Source organism: Clostridium lapidicellarium (genome assembly GCF_041224415.1).
Classification (GTDB): domain Bacteria; phylum Bacillota; class Clostridia; order Clostridiales; family Clostridiaceae; genus Clostridium_B; species Clostridium_B lapidicellarium.
Genome location: NZ_JBGFFE010000008.1, coordinates 87179 through 109439, shown reverse-complemented (window position 1 = coordinate 109439; position 22261 = coordinate 87179). Strand labels below are relative to the sequence as shown.

Sequence of the window (22261 nt, the reverse complement as noted above, 5' to 3'; positions counted from 1 at the left end):
TAATAATTAAAACTTTTTGGGACATTTTCAAAATTAGTTGACATAAAAAATGTAGAAATTTATTGAGAAAAAGTGCCTGTATCAATTTTTAGATATAAATATTTATAAACTTTATAGTTGACTTCAACCCTTTTTATATACTTGTCCGTTTCCTTAAACGGTATGTAATAAAGATTTTTCCCGTCCGTGGAATGCTGGGAGTCCTTCAGCCATTTCTGCACATTGCCCCTTCCTCCATTGTAGGCAGCCAAAACGAGTTTTTTATTGCCGTTAAACTCTCTATTCAAATTGTTTAAATACCAGCATCCCATCATAATGTTAAATTTAGGATCATTCAACATACCATAATTAAAATTGCCTATATTCATTTCCCTTGCAGCCCAGCCAGCGGTATCCGGAGTTATCTGCATAAGCCCTACGGCATTTTTACTGGATCTCACATTTGGGTTGAAATTGCTCTCCGTTTTTATAACAGCCATCACAAAATGCGGGTCCAAATTATATTCCTGAGAATATTTCACTACATAATTTGAATATTTTAAAGGAAAATAGTACCTTATAATATTTTTTGAAAATAACACTGCTATTACCACTAGTAAAATTACTACTATTTTACTTATAAATTTCCTCATTAAAGCCCTAAAATAATATTTTAAGGCATTTCACCCCCTACAGCTTCATATTGTCTAAATAAAAGGTTATTTGATCTTGTCAAATATTTTCTCAAGTTGATTTCTGGTTTCATCCAATGTACCCGAATTATCCAATATAAAATCCGCATACTTTTTCTTCTCCTCCAGGGACATCTGTGAGTTTATCCTCTGGATTACCTGTGACTCCGTAAGCTTATCTCTTTTTTTTACCCTCTCTATTTGAACTCTCTCATTTACCCAGACCAGTAAAATCAAATCCAAATTTTTATAAAACTGGTTTTCAACAATAGTAGCTCCATCCACTATACACATGTCTTCACTGCTTTTTTCCAATTTATCCATGTCCCCTAATATATCTTTTTTAATAAACGGAATTATAATACTCTCATACCTTGATCTCATATTTTTATGTGAAAATATATAATTTCCAAATTCTTTCCTTTTAAGTTTTCCTGAATTATCCACGTACTCTTTTCCAAAAACTGATTTTATCCTGTCCATTATGACGGGATATCTTTCAATCACACCTCTGGCTGTATTATCAGCATCTATTATTTTTATTCCCTTTTCCCTAAGCATGTTGGAAACAGTACTTTTACCACTGCCTATTCCTCCTGTAAGGCCTATTCTAATCAAAGCAATCACTCTCTTTTATCATTTATTTAGCCTCATACCAATTATCACCTATGTTTATATCTACTTCCAAAGGTACCTTTAAATCCAGCACATTTTCCATTTCCTCTTTTACAATATGCTTTACACTTTCAAGTTCCTCCCTGTATACATTCAAGATCAATTCATCATGCACCTGAAGTATAAGTTTGCTCTTTAAGTGATTTTCCTCCAGTTTTCTATATACATTTACCATGGCTATCTTTATAATATCTGCCGCACTTCCCTGAATAGGAGTATTCATGGCAAGCCTTTCCCCCAGAGCTTTCACTATCTTATTTGAAGACTTTATCTCAGGTATATACCTTCTTCTGTTCATAATGGTGGTAACATAAAAATCCTTCCTGGCTTTCTCCACTATATTATCCATGTATAATTTTACATTGGGATATCTTTCAAAATAAGTATCTATATATGATTTTGCCTCTTTTCTCGATATATTCAAATTTTTACCCAGGCTGAAGTCACCTATGCCATATACTATGCCGAAATTCACCGCTTTAGCTCTGCTTCTCTGGGCTGGAGTAACCTTGTCTATGGGAACTTTAAATACCTCCGAAGCGGTTTTGGCATGTATATCATTGTGGTTTATAAATGCATTTATCAAATTTTCATCATCTGCAATATGGGCAAGCACTCTAAGTTCTATCTGTGAATAATCAGCAGAGAGTATAACACAGTTTTCATTATCAGGTACGAATATTTTCCTTATTTCCCTTCCCATTTCATATTTTATGGGTATATTTTGAAGGTTGGGCTCTGTACTTGAAAGCCTCCCCGTAGTAGTCACCGTCTGATTGAAATTGGAATGAATCTTGCTATCTTCCTCTATAACGGATTTAAGGCCTTCAATATAGGTAGAATACAATTTAGCAAGCTGCCTGTAATATATTATATTTTCAATTATAGGATGCCTGCCTTTCAGTTTTTCCAGTACTTCAGCATTGGTGGAGTATCCTGTTTTGGTCTTTTTTATTACAGGAAGATCCAGTTTTTCAAAGAGTATTTTACCAAGCTGTTTTGTGGAATTTATATTAAATTCCTCCCCGGCAAGGGAGTATATTTCACTTTGCACTCTGTCTATTTCAACTTTGAATTTATTTTCCTGTTCCAAAAGTCTGCTTTTATCGACTTTAAATCCCTCATATTCCATAGATGCAAGTACGGGTATCAGGGGCTGTTCCACTTCATACAAAAGCTTTCCCATATTTTCTTCCTCTATCTTTTGTCTGAGGACAGAATAAACTTTTTCAAACAGTGCCGTTTCCTTTACGAAAAGATTTTTGTCCTCTTCTGAAATATTTACACCTGTACATTCCCTCACAATATCTATGAGTTCATAATTTGACCTGGATGAATCCAAAAGATAAGCTGCTATCTTTATATCGAATTTTATTTTTGAAAGCTTTATGCCCATTCTGTGCAGTATGCTGCAGGGAGATTTCACATCATAACTCACTTTATAAAAATTGGGGTTTTCAAACAGAGATTTCATAAGTTTGACAGTGCTGTCTTTGTCTTCACCATATAATTTACTTGTATCTATTTCAAAATTTTCTTTTCCCAGATTAATGAATACTTTATCTATACGGTTTTTAGAGTATACCGTATTACCCATGACTTTAAAATTTATATATATTAAATTATCGCCTATTTTTGAGTTTTCTAAATCGGCCGTAAAATTTTTTAGTTCAATCAAACTATCCACGAGATTGACTTTTACTTCGTCATTCTCTGCCCCAGCTTCCTTCTGCTGCGGTGTCACCACCTTATTCATCAAGGACTTGAACTGAAGTTTTTCAAATAAATTTTTAAGCCCTTCAGCATCGTACTCCTCCCTGGATTCTATGGAATTCAAATCCATATCTATGGGAACATCTGTGACAATAGTGGCAAGCCTTTTACTAAAAGCAGCCTGTTCCATGTACTGTTTCAAATTTTCCTTCAGTTTTTTACCCTTGATATTATCTATATTCTCAAATACATTTTCTATGCTTTTATATTCTTTTATAAGCTTAAAAGCAGTTTTCTCGCCTATGCCCGGTACGCCTGGTATATTATCAGAGCTATCCCCCATAAGTCCCTTCACGTCTATGAATTGCTTGGGGGTGACTCCATATTCCCCTATCATTCTGTCTCTGTCATATACTTCCTTCTGCGTAATTCCCTTTTTGGTAATGACTATTTTCACCTTATCTGTAGCAAGCTGCAGGGCATCCCTGTCCCCGGTGATTATATATACTTCTATGCCCTTATTTTCAGCAAATACAGAAAGCGTTCCCATCAGATCATCTGCCTCAAACCCGTCTATTTCAAAAATGTTTATGGACATCATCTTCAATACCTTTTCCATTATTGGGAACTGTTCAGACAATTCAGGAGGCATTTTTTTCCTTCCAGCTTTATATTCAGTATATCTGTTGTGTCTGAAAGTAGGTGTACTCCTGTCAAAAGTACAAACTATGTAGTTGGGCTTAATTTCCTTCTTCATTTTCAGCAGCATATTCAAAAATCCATAAACTGCATTAGTATGTAATCCCTCTGAGTTGGTTAAGTCCGGCAGCGCATAAAATGCCCTATTCATCAAACTGTGTCCATCTAATATCAGCAGTCTTTCATTATCCATCAAATTTACCTCCAAAATTATTTCCTCAATTATTGACTATTATATAATATCACCCTTATTATAAATTAGAAACAAGATAATGTAAATTTAAAATAACCCTAACTTAAAAGCTAGGATTATTTCAAATCAGTAGTTTATTCCACTTTCTCAATTTGCCGCAAAATAATCTAAAAAAATGATTTTTATAGGATTTTTTCACAATTTCATTGTTTATAATGTCTCTGTTATTTAAATAATCTTCAAAATCATAAATACACATAAAAGATACCTTTGTACCCGAAATCATATGGGATATATTTTTATCAAAACACAAAAAGTCTTTCTGTGAGGTTTGAGAAATTACATAATCAATTTGCATAATAAATCTCAATCCGGCATAACCTTTCTCGGTATTTCTATCTACACATTCTGAAAGCTTTATTCTTGTACTGTCAAATCCCATTTCCCTATAATAATTTATCATTCCAACTGCATCAAAATACTCCACATGTTCGCTGTATCTACCCAAGTACCTTGATAATTTAAAATACACCGTGAAATCAGTACAAATATAAATTTTTTCTCTTCTGTCAACACCATCTCTAATATATTTATACATATTAATAATTAAATGTCCCAATCCACAATAGTAAAATGAAGAATGACACCCAAAAATATTATTATCAACCATAATCAATTATCCTCTTAAAATAGATTTATTGATTATATATTCTATATAGTATATGAATACTCCTTTTAATATTTATTGAAACTTTGCCAAAACATTTCATCATTTATCTACATTTTGTCCCAAATTACTTTAAAAAAATTCTACATTTTGAAAAAGCGACAGCATTTTAATTCACAACTAAGAATTTGGAAATAAATACAAGAGTATACAGAAAAAATGACATGCACTCCCTGCAATCACAAAAAGGTGCCATATTGCATGATTATAAGGTATCTTATCCATCATATACAAAACCGCCCCTGCAGTGTATATAATTCCACCTGCAACCAAAAGCACTATTCCTGCCGGAGGTAATAATATCAAAAGCCTCTTTATCACAAAAATTATCATCCAGCCCATAAAGATATATAATAAAGTGGATGCCAGTTCATGTTTTCCCACCCAGAATATTTTCATTATTATTCCTAAAACGGCCAATGTCCATACTATGGCAAAAATCACCCAGCCTACGGAACTTCTCAGAACAGTTAAAGTAAAGGGTGTATAAGTACCTGCAATCAACAGATAAATGGAGGCATGATCAAATATTCTAAATATCCTTTTGGCTTTTACATTAGTTATACTGTGATATAATGTAGATCCCAGATATAAAATAAACATGGATGACCCATATATGGTATAGCTTACCACATACCATTCATCTCCTTTTTCAACTGAAAAAACGATTAAGAGTACGAGTGCTGCAATTGAAAGCAGCGTACCTATTCCATGAGTTACAGCATTGGCTATTTCCTCTCCTCTGGTGTAAAACTTCAATTGTTCATCCATAAAGCACAGCTCCTTTAATAAGTTAAATATCAATATCATAACATATAGTTCTTAAAACTATATTTAACAATATTATAATATCATAAAGAGCGGCTGCATTCAATATTTATTATTATTTTGCTGTAGTAAATGAAATGTTTTTTTAGTATAATAATATGTAATACAATATTAGCGTTTTATAAAATATCGGAGGTATCAATACATGTTAAAAAGAACTATAACTGCAGAATTAATTAAAAGGTTCAACGAACTTTTGATTAAAATACTGGACAGTAAAAAAAATAAAAACTACAAAGAAGCCCTGGACTTAATTGACAATGCCTTTAAAGATATGTTTAGACTGAGTTTGAAATTTTTCAATTCCTTTTCTGTAGAAAGCTTAATGGACATGGTAAAGGTAAAGGGAACAATAAATACAGAGAAGTGTATAATAATAGCCAAATTATTAGAAGAAGAAGGTAATATCTTAGAAATTCAAGGTGAGCTGGATTATTCATTTTACATAAACCAAAAATCCCTCAGTTTATTTTTAAATGCATATTTGAATAAAAGGGAAAGCTGCGAACTGGAATCCTATTTTTCCGATATAGATCCCCTCATAGAAAAAATATGTCAGTATAAATTGACCTGTGAACTGCAGGATAAAATCATAAAATACTATATAAGATGTCACATATACGACAAAGCTGAAAACACGGTATATGAATTGCTGCAGGAAAATAATTATAATGTCAGATCTTTAAAATATGCCATAAAATTCTACGAAGATCTATTGTCAAAAGACAATGATGAATTATCTGCCGGTAAACTTCCAAGAAATGAAATAATGGACTCCATGTCTTCTCTAAAATCCAAATTACAAAATTCAAGCAGTAAATAAAATCCCGCCGTGCCGTCTCATGAGTTACTTTGAACCCGCTCCCAGCAGGTGGGCATCTCCTTCTTGCTTCTTGTCCCTGAGTAAATCAGGTCTCACTTCCACAAGAAGAGTACAATTCCCTTTTATAAAATGTTCGGTCAAGATCAACTCATTCCGCGTACATGGCAGGAATTTTTCAATTTTTAATATCAACAACAAATAAGATTTTTTCTTGAATTCTTAACATTATTATACTACATTTTTCAAATTTTATCTTTACAAAGCGAGCATTTAATCGTCTTTATTTAAATTTTTTGAACCATTTATACTGATTCCAAGTTCATCAAGCTGGGCTTTATCCACCACATTTGGAGCCTCTGTAAGCGGACAAAATGCATTTTGGTTTTTAGGAAATGCTATAACATCTTTTATATTATCGGTATTTGCCAAAAACATTACCATTCTGTCAAATCCATAAGCCAGTCCGCCATGAGGTGGTGGACCAAATTTAAAGGCATTCAGAAGATAGCCAAATTTTTCCCATGCTTCTTCCTGTTTGATTCCAATTACCTGAAACATTTTCTCCTGCAGCTTGGTGTCATGTATTCTTATACTTCCACCGCCCAGTTCTTCCCCATTCAGTACTATATCATAGGCTTTGGCCCTCACCCTTCCCGGATCACTGTCAAGATATTTTATATCTTCGTCCATAGGCATGGTAAATGGGTGATGTTCCGCCTGGTATCTTTTTTCATCTTCATTATAGGACAAAAGAGGAAATTCCGTTACCCATACAAATTTGAACTCATTGTTGTCCTTCAAAATTCCGGTTTCCTGTGCCATATGAACTCTGAGGGCACCCAGGCTTTCAAGTGCAATTTTATTTTTATCGGCAATGATGAGTATAAGATCTCCCGGTACTGCCTCCATCTTTTTCAATATTTTCTTTGTGTCGTCTTCTGTCAAAAATTTCGATGCGGAAGATCTGACTCCGTCCTCCCTGTATTCTATCCAAACAAGACCTCCGGCACCATAATCTTTTACAAACTGTACCAGTTTATCAATCTGTCTTCTGCTCATGGAAGCAGAATTCTGAACTTTTATAGCTCTTACAGAACCGCCTTTTTCAATAGCATTTTGAAAGACTTTAAATCCAGTACCTTTTACCGCATCAGTTATATCATTTATTTCCATTCCAAACCTCAGGTCCGGTTTGTCGCTTCCGTATCTTTCCATGACAGTCCTATAGGGCATCCTCTTTATAGGAAGCTTTACATCCACTCCGGCAATTTCTTTAAATACCCTCTGAATCAATCTTTCATTTACATCCATCACATCTTCCTGTTCCACAAACGAAAGTTCCATATCCACCTGGGTAAATTCCGGCTGTCTGTTGGCCCTTAAATCCTCGTCCCTGAAACATTTGACTATTTGAAAATACTTGTCAAAACCTGAAACCATCAGAAGCTGCTTGTATAGCTGGGGTGATTGGGGAAGTGCATAAAATTTTCCATTATAATTTCTGCTGGGAACAAGGTAATCTCTGGCACCTTCCGGGGTGCTTTTTCCAAGCATGGGTGTCTCTATCTCGATAAAGCCCTCCTCGTCTAGAAAATCTCTTATAGTCTTTGCTGTCTTATGCCTCAGCAAAAATATTCTCTGCATGTCAGGCCTTCTCAAGTCGAGGTATCTGTACTTCAGTCTTATATTCTCATCCGTATCCAAATTTTCCTTTATATATATGGGTGGTGTTTCGGATTCTGAAAATATTCTTATAAACTCACCCTTTAATTCCACCATTCCCGTGGGAATTCCCCTGTTGGGCGACTCCCTTTTTACAATAACCCCGCTGGCGGCTATGCAGTATTCAGATTTTATATTATCCGATTTTTTAAAGGCCTCATCATCTATCTTTTCCCCAAATACAATCTGAAGTATTCCAGTCCTGTCTCTAAGATCTACAAACACCAGGCCTCCTAAGTTTCTCTTTCTTTGAACCCAGCCCATTACCGTGACCTTTTCACCTATATTGTTTTCTCTGAACTCACCGCACATGTGAGTTCTCTTAAGTCCATTCAATGATTCTCCCATTTACGTCCCGTCATACAAATGATACCTGTTCATCGTGCATGAAAAAGCTAAACTTTTCCTGGTCCAGTACTCACAAGTACATTTACAATGTTGTTTTAATAACGGTTTTTCAACTCCTATTCTACTCATTATTTGACCATTTAAATTTTTAGCGGTTTTTTACAATTTAATCAAATTCAAAATCTTATCCATGTCTTTCAAATCAATTAAAAACTGTTTTCCGTCAGACATTCTTTTGAATTTAGCAGAATCTGATTTCAGTTCATTTTCCCCTATTATAACCGTGAATCTAGCACCTATTTTATTTGCATATTTCATTTCGGATTTTACACTTCTATTCATATGATCACATTCACATCTCAAATTTTTCTCCCTCAACTTATTGGACAGCTTAAGGGCCTCCAGTTCGGCACTGTCTCCCATAGAACCTATATACAGATCTATATAGGGAGGTTTCGGTATTTCTATACCTTTTTCCGCCAATGTGAGAAGTGTTCTCTCTATCCCCATTCCAAAGCCTACAGCAGGCATCTGCGGCCCTCCAACTTCCTCTATAAGATAATCATATCTTCCTCCGCCGCAGACAGTTATATTGTCATCAACTATTTCAAATACGGTTTTGCTGTAATAATCAAGTCCTCTCACTATCAGAGGATTTATTTTATACTTTATTCCAAGGGCTGTCAAGTAATTTTGCAAGCTTTCAAAATGCTCCCTGCACTCATCACACAGATAATCCAATATCACAGGAGCATTTTTTACAATCTCTTTACAGCTTTCCACCTTGCAATCCAGTATTCTCATGGGATTCTTGTGAAATCTGCTCTTGCAAGTATCGCACAGGTCATCATATCTCTCAGACAAAAACTTTTTTAAAGCTTCATTATATCTTTTTCTGCACTTAGGACATCCTATGCTGTTTATATTGAGCTCCAGTCCGCTTACACCAAGCTCTCTGTATACCCTAACAGCCAGACTTATAACCTCCGCATCCAGGGAAGCTTCTTCCGAACCAAAGGCCTCTATGCCAAATTGATGATGTTCTCTAAGTCTTCCCCTCTGAACACTCTCGTATCTCAAAACCGGCGTGAAATAGAATAATTTAGTCGGCTGGACTTCATTATACAAACTGCCTTCTACAAAAGCTCTCACCGCCGGCGATGTGCCTTCAGCCTTAAGGGTCAAGCTTCTTCCGGATTTATCTTCGAATGTATACATTTCTTTTTGAACCACATCTGTAGTCTCTCCTACTCCCCTTTTAAAAAGTTCCGTGTATTCAAACACAGGCGTCCTTATTTCTCTATATCCATAGGAAGCAGCTATATTCTTAAATATATTTTCCAGATAATGCCACTTATAGGCCTCCGTAGGCAGCATATCTTTGGTACCTCTCGGTGCTTGTATAATCATAATACTATATTTCCTCCCCGTTTATCTATTTACTTACAACACATTCAATACAACATATCTAAAAGTTCTATTTTCTTCTGAACCATTTCGTCTACTCTATTTATGTACTCCCTCACGTCCTTTACATTTGCCTGCCTTTCCAATCTATTTTCATCCAAAAATATAATCTTAGTAACTGCATCAGCCCCACAGGCTATTATGGTCTGCCTCTCCTCAATCATCTCAACATTATATATTCCAGAACTGCAAAGCCTTGTATATCCAATATTTTCCCTGTTGCCTACCATATTTCTCTGTCTGTACACATAATAGGGATTCATTCCCAATGTCTCTGCCAATGCGGCTGTTCTCTCAAACATCAAATTCAATTCTTCATCACAGGCAATAGAGTATTTTACGTCATTCATTATATTCTCATAGAGCTTAGATGCCCTTTTTACAGACAAACCATGTACTGTCAAATTGTCCGGAGAAAGCTTTTCTATTTCTTCACAAGTTTTATTCACCTGTTTTATACCTTCTCCTGGAAGACCTACTATTATGTCCATGTTTATATTGTCAAATCCACATTTCCTTGCCATGTAAAACTTCTCTTTTACATCCTCTACAGAGTGTTTTCTTCCAATGAATTTCAATGTATTTTCATTCATCGTCTGTGGATTTATGCTTATTCTATTTACTCCATATTTTTTCATGGTCTTCAATTTATTTAACGTTATGCTGTCCGGTCTTCCACATTCTACATCAAATTCTCTTATTTTATGATTGCATACAAAACCATTATATATTTCATTCATTATTTTTTCAAATTTTTCATCGCATACGGATGTGGGAGTACCCCCGCCAAAATAAACACATTCTATGTTTAAATCATGCATTTTTATATAATCTGAAATTTGCCGCACTTCATGCACGAGGCTGCACAGATAATCATCCACAACACCTCTGAATTTTTCAATGGGGTTTGAAGCAAAGGAACAGTAAACACACCTGCTGGGGCAAAATGGCATGCCTATATATACACTTACGCTTCTACTGTCGGAATTCACTATGTTTTTTTCCGAGTTTGCTATATCGAAACATAATTTTGATTTGTCCTGCCTGCAGCAAAAATGCCTGTGAAAATATTCTGCTATATATTTGCCATTTTTGCCCTCTTCTATCAATTTCAACGCTATCTTACTCGGTCTTATTCCAACCAGAGTCCCCCAGGGCAAATCCTTTTTTATCCTCCGTCCGAAATACAAAAACACTATCTTCTTTATGTTTTCATTTTTTGTCAGACCGCTTTGAAATTCCATTTGATGGGTGCTTTCACTGTCTTCTATCTCCATGGCATTCTCATATATTACAATATTAAAATCCCAGCTGTCATCTTCAACAAAAAGTATATGTGTAAAACTATAAAATAAATTTATTATTTCAAACACCTGATACCTATGTTTATTATTATTCAATTTAATTTTAATTTCCATATTAACTTAAAAAGCACTAATTACACAATAAAATGCCAATTAAACTCCCTTCCTAATCAGATAAAAATGGATTATAGATTTTCTCCTTACCTATGGAACTTTTAAGTCCGTGTCCTGGAAGAACCTTTGTGTCATCCGGAAGGGCCATAAGTCTATTTTTCACACTGTCAATGATTGCATTGAAATCTCCTCCCGGAAAATCAGTCCTGCCAACTGAACCCTGAAAAAGTGTGTCTCCGGTAAAAACCAGATCTTTTACAAAAAAACTAACTCCCCCCGGTGTATGCCCCGGTGTAAATATGACATTCAGCTTCATATTGCCAATTTCAAATATCTGGTTATCCTTAAAATAAATATCCGGTTCCTTTGACATAGTGCCGTACATAATCTCTTTTTTCTGCATCATGGCATAATCCGATTTATTTATTCCTATGGGGGCATTGTACCTGCTTCTTACCTGTTCTGAGGCACCTGTATGATCTGCATGGCCGTGGGTGAGCAATATATATTTGACTTTACATTTGGAATCATCTATTGCATTTATCACATCCTCCAGATCTGCACCAGGATCAATCACCACACATTCATCAGTATCTTCGTCCGACAATATATAACAATTCGCAGCATATACTCCTACAGTTAATTTTCTTAATTTCACAAAATTTCCCTCCTATATTCATAAATTGATTCTCTGGACAAATTGATTGTGTTTAAAAATTTTTTTCACTATCTATCATAAGAGTCACAGGACCGTCATTTTCTATAGTGACCAGCATATCCGCTCCAAATTTACCAGTTTCTACTTTGCATACTGAATTTTTACATTCATCTATAAACTTTTCATATATAATCCGGGCTTTATCACCCGACAGGGCATTTACAAAACTTGGCCTTCTTCCCCTCCTGCAGTCCCCATATAATGTGAACTGTGAAATCACAAGCAGTTCCCCCTGTACATCCAGCAGAGATCTATTCAGCTTTCCATTTTCATCTTCAAATATCCTTAAATTCAGTATTTTATTTTTCATATAGATAACATCCTCATCCGCATCTTTTACAGATATGCCAAGAAGTACATTCAATCCTCCGCCTATCTCCCCTATGATCTGTCCATCCACTTCCACTTTAGAGCTCTTTACCCTTTGAACTACGGCTCGCAATAAACACACCCCTCAATCTTAATAATCAATTTTTCGTTCTCTCAACTCCAATGACATTTTTCACCTTTCTCAACTTTTTCATCAAATCCCTGAGTTCATTGATACTTGATATTTTTAATTTCATATTTATGACGGCTATACCATCTTTAATGGGTTTGGCATTTATGGCATAGAGATCGATATTGCTTTCATTTACAGTGTCCATTAACTCTGATAAAAGTTTCTGTCTATCCTCAGCTTCTATTTTAATTTCGGCAATATATTCTCCCTTGGGTCTGCCCCAGCTTACCTCCACTATCTTATTATCCTTGTTTTTTAACAAAAAGTCCACATTTCTGCAGTCCTTTCTGTGAATGGAAACTCCTCTTCCCTTGGTTATATAGCCTATTATAGGATCACCGGGCACCGGATTGCAGCATTTTGCGAACCTAACAAGTACATTGGTTTCACCCTTCACAATCACTCCCGGTGATTTCTTATACCTTTTATGAGGTTTATTCGTAATTTTATCCAACTTATCTTTCAGTTTCTTCCAATCCTCAATGCCCATTTTGGAGGTCTGATTATACATATCTTTCATTTTCAAAACTATGGTAGAAAGATTAACACTTCCAACTCCTACAGAAGCATACAGATCATCTATAGAATTCATATTATATTTCTTCAGTACAGCATTCACTATTTCGCCCTTTGCAATTTCTCCAAAATTACATCCCTGTTTTTTGGCCTCTTTTTCCAGAAGTTCTTTACCCTTCAAAGTATTTTCCTCTTTTTTAGCCTTTTTGAACCAGGATCTTATCTTGCTCTTGGCCTGGTTGCTTTTAACTACATTCAGCCAATCAATGCTAGGACCCTTGGGACTACTGGACACAAGTACTTCCACAATTTCTCCCGTCTTCAGGTGATAATCCAGAGGTACCATCTTTCCATTTACCTTTGCGCCGACACAGCTGTTTCCTATATCCGTATGTATCTTATAGGCAAAATCAATAGGAGTTGCATCATAGGGTAAATTTATAACTTTGCCTTTGGGGGTAAATACAAAAACCTCGTCTGAAAACAGATCTATCTTGAATCTCTCCATAAATTCTTCTGCATCGGAAGTTTCTTTCTGCCATTCCAGCATTTCCCTGAGCCAGGTGAGCTTTTTGTCAATATCGTCCTCGGTTTCAACTCCCTCTTTATATTTCCAGTGAGCTGCTATACCATATTCTGCGGTTTTGTGCATTTCGAAAGTTCTTATCTGTATCTCGAAAGGTTTCCCCTGAGGTCCGATAACCGTGGTATGCAGTGATTGATACATGTTTGGTTTAGGCATGGCAATATAATCTTTGAACCTTCCCGGTATAGGCTTATATATGGTGTGAACTATTCCAAGAGATGCATAGCAGTCCTTTACAGTATCCACTATAATCCTCACGGCAGTTAAATCAAAAATTTGATCTATGGTCTTATTCTTTTTTACCATTTTTCTGTAAATGCTGTAAAAATGCTTTGGTCTGCCTTCAATTTCGGCATCTATGCCGGATTTCTTTAAATTTTCTTTTAATTGTTTTATTATCTGCTGTATATACTTTTCTCTTTCAACCCTTTTTTCAGCAATTTTCCTCACTATAAAATAGTATTCATTTTGATTTATATATCTAAAAGCCAGATCTTCCAGTTCCCATTTAATTTTGGACATTCCCAGTCTATGGGCCAGGGGAGCATATATATCAAAGGTTTCCTTTGCCTTTTCCCTTTGTTTTTCCACCGGCAAATATTTGAGCGTTCTCATATTGTGAAGTCTATCCGCCAATTTTATCAATATAACCCTGATGTCATCTGCCATGGCAAGCAGCATTTTTCTGACATTATCGGCCTGCTGCTCTTCTTTGGTTTTATATTCTATCTTCCCAAGTTTAGTAACACCCTCTACTAAATTTGCCACTTCAGGGCTGAATTCCCTGCTCACATCTTCATGGCTAAAATTGGTATCTTCAATGACATCGTGCAGGAGTCCTGCCACTATGGTACCTGTGTCTAATCCCATTTCCGCCAATATACAGGCTACTTCTACAGGATGCACTATATAGGGCTCTCCCGACTCTCTCTTTTGCCTTTTATGGGCTTTATCGGCAAAATAATATGCTTTTTTAACCATATCTTTATCTACATTATTACAATTTTTATCTATTAATTCCATTAATCGTTCTAACATACCGATACTCCCTAAAATCAATGGCTGGTCTACTAAACCAGCCATTATTTTTTATTAACATTATATTATATACTATCAAAACTTTCAATTTAAAATGAGCAAAGTTTAAATATTGTATTGAACCAGGGAATTGATATCGTAACCTTTCAACTTTTCTCTTCCCTTAAGATCAGTCAATTCTATTACAAATCCTATAGTTACAATTATTCCTCCTGCTTCTTCCACCAATTTAGCAACAGAATGAGTAGTGCCTCCTGTTGCAAGCAAATCGTCAACTATTGCAACTCTTTCTCCCGGTCTTACCGCATCCTTGTGCATTTCCAGTTCATCAGTACCATATTCCAGAGAATAAGTCACTTTTAAAGTATCACAGGGCAATTTTCCCTTTTTCCTGACAGGTACAAAGCCCGCCCCGATATTATAGGCTATTGGTGCTCCAAATAAAAAACCCCTTGCCTCAGGCCCTACTACTATGTCTACATTCTTTTTTTCAAGATAGGACGACATTTTATCTACAGTATATCTAAAAGCATCCTTATCTTTAAGCAATGTAGTTACATCTTTAAAACTAATTCCCTTCTTTGGAAACCCTTCTATCACCCTTATGCTGTTCTTTAGATCCACTTGTACTCCCCCTCAAGATAACTTATTATTATTTTACAATTGATTTTTAACCCCAACTCAAATGACTCCCTCTATTCTATAATTATATATTAAACATTGACAAACATTCAAGTCACAAAATATAACCTATACAATCTCATATTTTAAATATTTGGCTATCTGTTCTGCCCTATCCATGCTTTCTGTCGTAAACAGTTCCACTATGATACTGGCATTATCTATATATCTTTTATTTTTAATTGAACACGTCATTCTATTGGAAAGTTCATATATGCTTTCCCTGTTCACATTGGAAATTCCATTTATCTTAAGCAGTGCCTTCAATCCATAATTGTCGGTATAATTTATACAATACATACCTTGATTTACCATAATTCTATTTTCACCGCTTATATCTACTCCCTTTGAAATAATCCCAAGTGCCACGAGATCTAGATAATTTCCTATGCATTTCATCTCATAATACATGGATATAGCCTGACACAATTTAAAAGTCACCCCTACGGCAGTCAGATCTTTATAAGGGTACGTACACTGTCTTAGATTTGGATCTACAATAATGGTTTTCGGTAAAATTTCTTCTCCCCTATGATAATCCGTAACTATGACGTCAATTCCCAGATTTTCGCACAGTTCCATTTGAGAAATGGAATTTATTCCACATCCTGTAGTTATTATAAGTTTGGTACCTAAAAATTTTATGTAATTTTCTATTATATCCGAGTTCATGTCAAAATTATCAATTTCATCGGATATAAAATATTCCACATCTGCATTTAGATATTTGAGCACAAGCAGCAGCAAGGATACTGAAGTTATACCATCTAAATCGCAGGTGCCGTAGATCACTATTTTTTCTCTTTCATTTACAGCTCTTATTATTCTTCTTAGAGCTTCCCCCATATTTTTCAAGAGAAAAGGATCTTTCATGCCCAAAAAATCAAAATGCTGCATATTTTCTTTTTGTATCTCCATAATAAAACCTCCAAACTTATCGAAAGCACTTTTATTATAAATGATATTGTCTTCTATTACAAATACAATATAACTAGATTTTCTACAATAAAAAAATCCAGAGTTTCAATATACTCTAGATCTTTTATTTTATCATATAGAACGTAAATATTAAACTGTCATCTATGTAACTTCACGCGATTTTTTCCCTTTTTTCAGCATGTGCCTTTTTATCAGTACCCATGACGGACTGGCTATACATATAGATGAATAGCATCCTGTAATCACACCTATCAAAATAGGTTCTGAAAAGACCCTTACCGAAGGAACCAGTACGTATACAGAAGTCAATGTTATTACAACAGTGAGCACAGTATTTATAGATCTCGCCAGAGTCTGCGTGACACTTGCATCTGCGACAATTATAGGATCCGCCCTTCTCATATACTTGCGGTTTTCTCTTATTCTATCAAAAACAACTATGGTATCATGTATTGAATAACCTATGACCGTAAGAGCTGCCGCTATGAAATTGGAATCTATGGAAACCCTAAGCACTGCATACACTGACAGCATTACAAGTACATTGTGAACCAGAGATATAATAGCTGCCATACCAAAGCTGAACTCAAATCTTATACCTATGTATATAAACATGGCTGCTATTGCTATTACAAGGGCTTCCAAAGCTTTAACCCTGGTTTCCTTTCCTATGACGGCCCCTATATTTTCCTGATTCGTCACACTGCTTTTCTTATACTTGGCCTTAACATTTTTTATAATTCCGCTCACTTCATTGTTTGTGAGAGAAGTGGCCTTTATAGTAATGGATTTATCATTGGCCTTATTGGATTGAAAATCACTGGAGTATTTTTTTATTATATTGTCAACATCCGCCTTATTAAAATCGGTCCCCAAATTTATCTCTATTATGGTGCCGCCCTTAAAATCCAGTCCATATTCCAATCCTTTTGTCGCCATAGTAAATATTCCAATTACAATTATTATAAGGGAAATAGTAAACCATATTTTTCTTTTTTCAACAATTTTATATATACCACTCATATTATTTTACTAACCCCTTTCTAAAATCATGTACGCCAAAAGTCCCAATAGTTTTCTTATTGTTGAACCATCCCATGTTGGCCACCAATTTCATAAGGGTTCTAGTTACAGTTACTGCAGTAAACATGCTCAAAACCACACCTATAATCAGGGTAAGAGCAAACCCTTTCACGGAACCTGTTCCCACATTATAAAGTACAAACCCGCAGATAATGGACGTAATATTGGAATCCAGGATTGAGCTCATGGCCCTTCGAAAACCTGCATCCACAGAAGCTTTGACCGTCCTGCCGCTTTTCAGTTCTTCTTTAGTTCTTTCAAATATGAGTATATTGGCATCCACTGCCATTCCAACCGTCAAAAGAAATGCTGCGATACCCGCCAGCGTAAGGGTCACATTTACAGTGGCAAAAGCCAGCAAAACTAAATATACATACAGGGTAAGCGCTATGTCTGCTATAAGTCCCGGCAGTCTATAATACAAAATCATAAACAGCATAACAAGCCCTATACCAATTTTACCTGCCAGCAAACTGAGCGGAAGAACATTTGAACCCAAAGAAGCTCCTATGGTTTTGACCTGCACCGGTTTTACCGTGACTGGAAGTGCCCCGGATTTTATCAGATTAGCCTGCCTCTGTGCCTCCTTTAATGTTTGGTTCTTGCCGCTTATAATGGCCCTTCCATCGGTTATATGTGCATCTACTCTCGGTTCAGTAAGTTTTTCATTATCCAGATAAATTGCAATCGTCTGCCCCATAAATTTTTGAGTGGCATTTGAAAACTTTTTGGCTCCCTGCTGATTCAATTCCAAGTTTATTACAGCTTGATTCCCATTTGTAGAATCAACGGAAGCAGTAGCATCTTTCACGTCTTTCCCTGTAAGTATGGTTTTTTTGTCAGGCCCTACGAATTTGAGTTCACCGGTCTTTGCCACACCATCTATTACTTCTTTTGCATCAAATTTTCCCGGTATATCAATTCTTATTCTTTTCTGACCTTCCCTGGCAACTACTGTTTCACTTACCCCTAATTTATTAACTCTCATAGACAAAAGCTCGACTGTCCTGTCCATGGTTTTTTGATCTACATTATTCCCTTGAATTTCCTCAAGGACAGAAACCCCGCCTTGAAGATCAAGACCCCTGTTTATCACTTCGCTGAAAGGCTTAAGTTTGTATCCTCCAAAAGTTATCCCGTATATTCCCGAATAAGCTAAAAAACCTATTAAAATTACGCACAGGAAGAAAACTATGGTACTTTTCACCTTAGTTTTTGCCTTAGATCTCATCTTTATCCTCCTCAACCCGTAAATAAATACTATTTTTTACAACAATCTACACTAGAAATTATATTACTTAAAAAAAATACCGTCAATAGCTATTTTTCCACAGCTCTGGCTTTAAGTGCAATTGCACATTCAATTCTCTTTTTTTGCATTTTACAGCCCAATTCATAGGGTTCATTTATATTTCCATTAAAATTATAATTATTGGCCTGGCACCCTCCGCTGCAGTAAAATCTCGCCCAGCATCTTTTACATTTGGGCTTATTATATATGTGGGCTTCCTTGAATTTTTGAGCAATATCTTCCCTTAAATTGTTCCAATCCCTCAAATTTCCCATTCTAAAATTTTCATTACCTACAAACTGATGACAGGGATATATGTCGCCATTGGGAGTTACAGCCACATATTCATGTCCCGCTCCACAGCCGGATATTCTCTTGTATACACAGGGACCTCCTGTAATATCTATATTAAAATGATAAAATTTAAACTTTCCTCCATTATAGAGCATTTCTTCATACAATTTATCATATTGTTCGTAAATAGTAGGAAGATCTTCTTCCCTGAGTGATAATGGGTTATCTTCGGGAAGCACCACAGGTTCTATGGATATTTCATCAAATCCTTCATCTGCAAGATATTTTATATCCTTGAAAAAATCAGTATTCTTTCTTGTGAAAGTTCCCCTGGCATAATACTGCTTAGACTTGTCCCTTATTTTTACCATCTTTTTAATTTTGGGAAGTATGGAGTCAAAACTTCCGCTTCCGTCTATTCTCACTCTTACCCTGTCATTTACTTCTTTTCTTCCATCAATACTCAATACTATATTTCCCATGTTCTTATCCAAATAATCCATTCTTTCATCATTTAAAAGAGTGGCATTCGTAGTCATAGTAAATCTTATATTCTTATTATGTATTTTTTCCTGAGTCCTTGCATAATCAACTATTTCCTTTATGGCATCAAAAGCCATAAGGGGTTCCCCTCCAAACAAATCTACTTCTATATTCTTCCTGGGTCCCGACTTTTCTATGACAAAATCAATGGCTTTTTTCCCTATATCTGCGGACATGAGCTCTCTATGCCCTCTATATTCTCCCTTATCTGCAAAACAATATTTACATCTCAAATTGCAATCATGGGCAATATTTAAACACAGCGCTTTTATAAAAGACGGTGAATTTTCATTTTTCACTGCAATATTTTCATAGACATCATCTGAATACAGTACATTTTTTTTAATTAACTGTTCTATTTCTCCATATGCCTCAACAATATCTTCTTTTTTATACCTGCTTTTAAGCAGTTTCAACGTATCTTCTATACCGGGCAGCTTATCGTCATCCAAAATGTCATATACCAGTTTATCTATTTCATGAAGCGTCCCGGAATTTACATCCAGCACATAACGATGTCCGCCTTCCATGAATTTATGAATATCAGCCAAATTTTTCCCTCCTAATCAATCAAAGCGACATTTTTACGGCATAAATTTTAGGCAGTAACTGTTTACCCGTTACTGCCTAAAATTTATGCTAATTTTCACACGCTAAATTGGCAACTGTACAAGAAGTTTTACATGCAGATTGACATGAATTGGCACACTCTCTACATCCAGGTTTCTTTAGGCTGTCCCTTATATTAGAATTATTTATAGTTTTTATATGCTTCATATTAAATTCCTCCATTAACAATATGTCGTTTAGATTATAACATAAATCACTTTCAAAATAAAGTCAAGCAACAGGTATTCATTGTAAGTTTATCCCAATCATTCCGGACAGGGCTCCAACCACCAGGGCAAGTACCAGCCTCTTGACTCCATCTGCAGCTATCACCGCAGAATTTCCAGAAATAATAGACACTATATACAATATAAATAAATATAAAAGAGTAACTATGATACCTATAAGCCACCCATTTTTCCCTATTTTTCTCACTGCATAAATGGAAGCGTACATTATGCTTATTATTGTCGTAACAAGATAGACAATATAACTCACCTGGCTGCTAACTTCTACAAAAGTCATTACAATAGCAAATATCAGAAGCAAAATCACAGTAATTATAAATCCTCTAACAACACCTTCTATTGCAGAAAGATAACCATTGCTTTTCTCCAAATTAAAACACCTCCCATCTAATAGTATCTATGTAGACAAAAGGCGCTTTATACCTAAATTTTAAACTTATTTACTCTTGCCAGAACTTTTTGAGTCTTTATCATCCGACAAAACATTCAATACTCCTGTTTTATCAAGTTTTATCTTTATTCTGTCAGGTCCCGTCTGAATTGTTATAAAATTTTCATCTTCCCTGATATTTATAATTTTACCTATTATACCACCTTTGGTCATAACTTCATCATTGATCTTAAGGCTGCCTAACATGGCATTATATTTTTTCCTTCTCCTGCTTTCCGGCAGAAATATAAGCAAATAACAAATTACCAATACAAATATTAAAGGTGCTATTCTAGCCAATGCATCCAATACTTTCACCTCCCTATAAAATAAATTTTATTTAATTCTTATTTTTCCATTGATTAAGTTTTTCTCTTTTATATGAATGAAAATAATCTCCATCAATAGCATCTCTTATCTCATGCATTAAATTATTGTAAAAATATAGATTGTGAATTACACAAAGCCTCATGGCAAGCATTTCTTTGGCCTTGAACAAGTGCCTTATATAAGCCCTGCTGTAATTTTTACAAGTTGGACATTTGCAATTTTGATCAATGGGACTATCATCTAATTTATACTTTGCATTTAAAAGATTAAGCTCTCCTTCCGATGTAAACACATGAGAATGCCTTCCATTTCTCGCGGGAAGAACACAATCAAAGAAATCCACTCCTCTTTCTACCGATTCAAGTATATTCTCCGGTGTACCTACTCCCATCAAATATATAGGTTTATCCTGTGGAAGATATGGTACAACTTCCTCCAAAATTCTGTACATCTCCTCATGGGTTTCTCCTACCGCCAGTCCCCCAATTGCATATCCGTCCAGATCCATGTCACCTATTACCTTGGCATGTTCTATCCTTATGTCATCATACGTCCCGCCTTGATTTATTCCAAAAAGCATCTGTTTTTTATTTATAGTTTCAGGTAAGGAATTCAATCTGTCAAGTTCTGCCTTACATCTTTTCAGCCATCTCGTAGTCCTTTTCACTGAATTTTCCACATATTCCCTGGAGGAAGGATTTTTTACACATTCATCAAAGGCCATGGCCACAGTGGAAGCCAAATTACTTTGAATTCTCATGCACTCTTCAGGTCCCATAAATATCTTTCTGCCGTCTATATGGGAATTGAAGTACACCCCTTCTTCTTTTATCTTCCTTATACTCGACAGCGAGAACACCTGAAACCCGCCTGAATCAGTCAAGATAGGTCTATCCCAATTCATAAATTTATGTAGTCCGCCCAGCTGTCTAATAACTTTATCTCCAGGCCTGAGGCTCAGATGATATGTATTGGAAAGTTCTATCTGGCATCCAATTTTTCTTAAATCCACGGTAGAAACCGCACCTTTTATGGCTGCCAAAGTACCAACATTCATAAATACCGGAGTTTGAACAATACCGTGGGGGGTAATAAACTCACCCCTTCTTATCCTTCCGCATTTCTTTAGCAATTTATACATCAAAACACCTCATAGTTAGACAATTGAC

The 22261-nt window shown here is 35.5% G+C and carries 21 protein-coding genes and 1 other RNA gene; 1 reads left to right on the top strand and 21 read right to left on the bottom strand.

All coding sequences use genetic code 11. The annotated features are described in order from the left end of the window. Nucleotides 1-59 precede the first annotated feature (59 nt). From AB8S09_RS07765 to trhA, 5 genes are all read right to left on the bottom strand, one after another. Entirely contained in the window at nt 60-632 is a 573-nt protein-coding gene (locus AB8S09_RS07765) for a lytic transglycosylase domain-containing protein (RefSeq protein ID WP_369868862.1), read from the bottom strand. A 66-nt stretch (nt 633-698) separates the two neighbouring features. After that, nucleotides 699-1289: a dephospho-CoA kinase gene (coaE, locus tag AB8S09_RS07760; RefSeq protein ID WP_369868867.1), complete on the bottom strand. Its 591-nt coding sequence runs from the start codon at nt 1287-1289 to the stop codon at nt 699-701. Nucleotides 1290-1311: 22 nt separating this feature from the next. After that, nucleotides 1312-3951 carry a DNA polymerase I gene (polA, locus tag AB8S09_RS07755; RefSeq protein ID WP_369868861.1) on the bottom strand — a complete coding sequence of 880 codons (2640 nt, stop codon included), beginning with the start codon at nt 3949-3951 and terminating at the stop codon, nt 1312-1314. A 121-nt stretch (nt 3952-4072) separates the two neighbouring features. After that, entirely contained in the window at nt 4073-4621 is a 549-nt protein-coding gene (locus AB8S09_RS07750) for an MEDS domain-containing protein (RefSeq protein ID WP_369868860.1), read from the bottom strand. 177 nt (nt 4622-4798) lie between these two features. Continuing rightward, nucleotides 4799-5449, bottom strand: coding sequence for a PAQR family membrane homeostasis protein TrhA (gene trhA, locus AB8S09_RS07745; RefSeq protein ID WP_369868859.1), 651 nt, complete (start codon nt 5447-5449; stop codon nt 4799-4801). Between the two features lie 202 nt (nt 5450-5651). Here trhA and AB8S09_RS07740 point away from each other — a divergent pair, with 202 nt between their 5' ends. After that, the gene (locus AB8S09_RS07740) at nt 5652-6329 is read left to right on the top strand and encodes a DUF6483 family protein (protein ID WP_294185032.1); all 678 of its coding nucleotides are present in this window, start codon (nt 5652-5654) and stop codon (nt 6327-6329) included. Here AB8S09_RS07740 and ssrS read toward each other — a convergent pair. The 16 genes from ssrS to tgt form a co-directional block, all read right to left on the bottom strand. Then, nucleotides 6327-6503: non-coding RNA, 6S RNA (gene ssrS / locus AB8S09_RS07735), on the bottom strand. The genes AB8S09_RS07740 and ssrS overlap by 3 nt on opposite strands. 96 nt (nt 6504-6599) lie before the next feature. Further along, nucleotides 6600-8399 (bottom strand): aspartate--tRNA ligase, encoded by a 1800-nt coding sequence (aspS, locus tag AB8S09_RS07730; protein WP_294185034.1) that lies wholly within the window; start codon nt 8397-8399, stop codon nt 6600-6602. A 159-nt stretch (nt 8400-8558) separates the two neighbouring features. Continuing rightward, nucleotides 8559-9809, bottom strand: a complete 1251-nt coding sequence (hisS, locus tag AB8S09_RS07725) for a histidine--tRNA ligase (protein WP_369868858.1) — start codon at nt 9807-9809, stop codon at nt 8559-8561. Between the two features lie 44 nt (nt 9810-9853). After that, entirely contained in the window at nt 9854-11284 is a 1431-nt protein-coding gene (locus AB8S09_RS07720) for a coproporphyrinogen III oxidase (RefSeq protein ID WP_369868857.1), read from the bottom strand. 52 nt (nt 11285-11336) lie between these two features. Then, a complete protein-coding gene (locus AB8S09_RS07715; protein ID WP_369868856.1) occupies nt 11337-11942 on the bottom strand; it encodes an MBL fold metallo-hydrolase in 606 nt (201 codons plus the stop codon). Nucleotides 11943-11994: 52 nt separating this feature from the next. Next, nucleotides 11995-12444: a D-aminoacyl-tRNA deacylase gene (gene dtd / locus AB8S09_RS07710; RefSeq protein WP_369868855.1), complete on the bottom strand. Its 450-nt coding sequence runs from the start codon at nt 12442-12444 to the stop codon at nt 11995-11997. 25 nt (nt 12445-12469) lie between these two features. Further along, the gene (locus AB8S09_RS07705; protein ID WP_369868854.1) at nt 12470-14644 is read right to left on the bottom strand and encodes a RelA/SpoT family protein; all 2175 of its coding nucleotides are present in this window, start codon (nt 14642-14644) and stop codon (nt 12470-12472) included. 105 nt (nt 14645-14749) lie between these two features. Further along, nucleotides 14750-15268, bottom strand: coding sequence for an adenine phosphoribosyltransferase (locus AB8S09_RS07700; protein ID WP_294185045.1), 519 nt, complete (start codon nt 15266-15268; stop codon nt 14750-14752). Nucleotides 15269-15394: 126 nt separating this feature from the next. Next, nucleotides 15395-16243: a DHH family phosphoesterase gene (locus AB8S09_RS07695; protein WP_369868853.1), complete on the bottom strand. Its 849-nt coding sequence runs from the start codon at nt 16241-16243 to the stop codon at nt 15395-15397. A gap of 162 nt (nt 16244-16405) precedes the next feature. After that, entirely contained in the window at nt 16406-17278 is an 873-nt protein-coding gene (gene secF, locus AB8S09_RS07690) for a protein translocase subunit SecF (protein WP_369868866.1), read from the bottom strand. A 10-nt stretch (nt 17279-17288) separates the two neighbouring features. Continuing rightward, a complete protein-coding gene (gene secD / locus AB8S09_RS07685) occupies nt 17289-18578 on the bottom strand; it encodes a protein translocase subunit SecD (protein ID WP_369868852.1) in 1290 nt (429 codons plus the stop codon). A gap of 89 nt (nt 18579-18667) precedes the next feature. Further along, on the bottom strand, nt 18668-20026 hold the full coding sequence (gene scfB, locus AB8S09_RS07680; protein ID WP_369868850.1) for a thioether cross-link-forming SCIFF peptide maturase: 1359 nt from the start codon (nt 20024-20026) through the stop codon (nt 18668-18670). A gap of 88 nt (nt 20027-20114) precedes the next feature. Continuing rightward, nucleotides 20115-20252: a six-cysteine ranthipeptide SCIFF gene (gene scfA / locus AB8S09_RS07675; protein WP_294182184.1), complete on the bottom strand. Its 138-nt coding sequence runs from the start codon at nt 20250-20252 to the stop codon at nt 20115-20117. A gap of 78 nt (nt 20253-20330) precedes the next feature. Beyond that, a complete protein-coding gene (locus AB8S09_RS07670; protein WP_294182183.1) occupies nt 20331-20702 on the bottom strand; it encodes a TIGR04086 family membrane protein in 372 nt (123 codons plus the stop codon). Nucleotides 20703-20768: 66 nt separating this feature from the next. Next, nucleotides 20769-21071, bottom strand: coding sequence for a preprotein translocase subunit YajC (yajC, locus tag AB8S09_RS07665; RefSeq protein ID WP_294182182.1), 303 nt, complete (start codon nt 21069-21071; stop codon nt 20769-20771). A 31-nt stretch (nt 21072-21102) separates the two neighbouring features. Then, nucleotides 21103-22233 (bottom strand): tRNA guanosine(34) transglycosylase Tgt, encoded by a 1131-nt coding sequence (tgt, locus tag AB8S09_RS07660; protein WP_369868849.1) that lies wholly within the window; start codon nt 22231-22233, stop codon nt 21103-21105. Between the last annotated feature and the right edge of the window lie 28 nt (nt 22234-22261).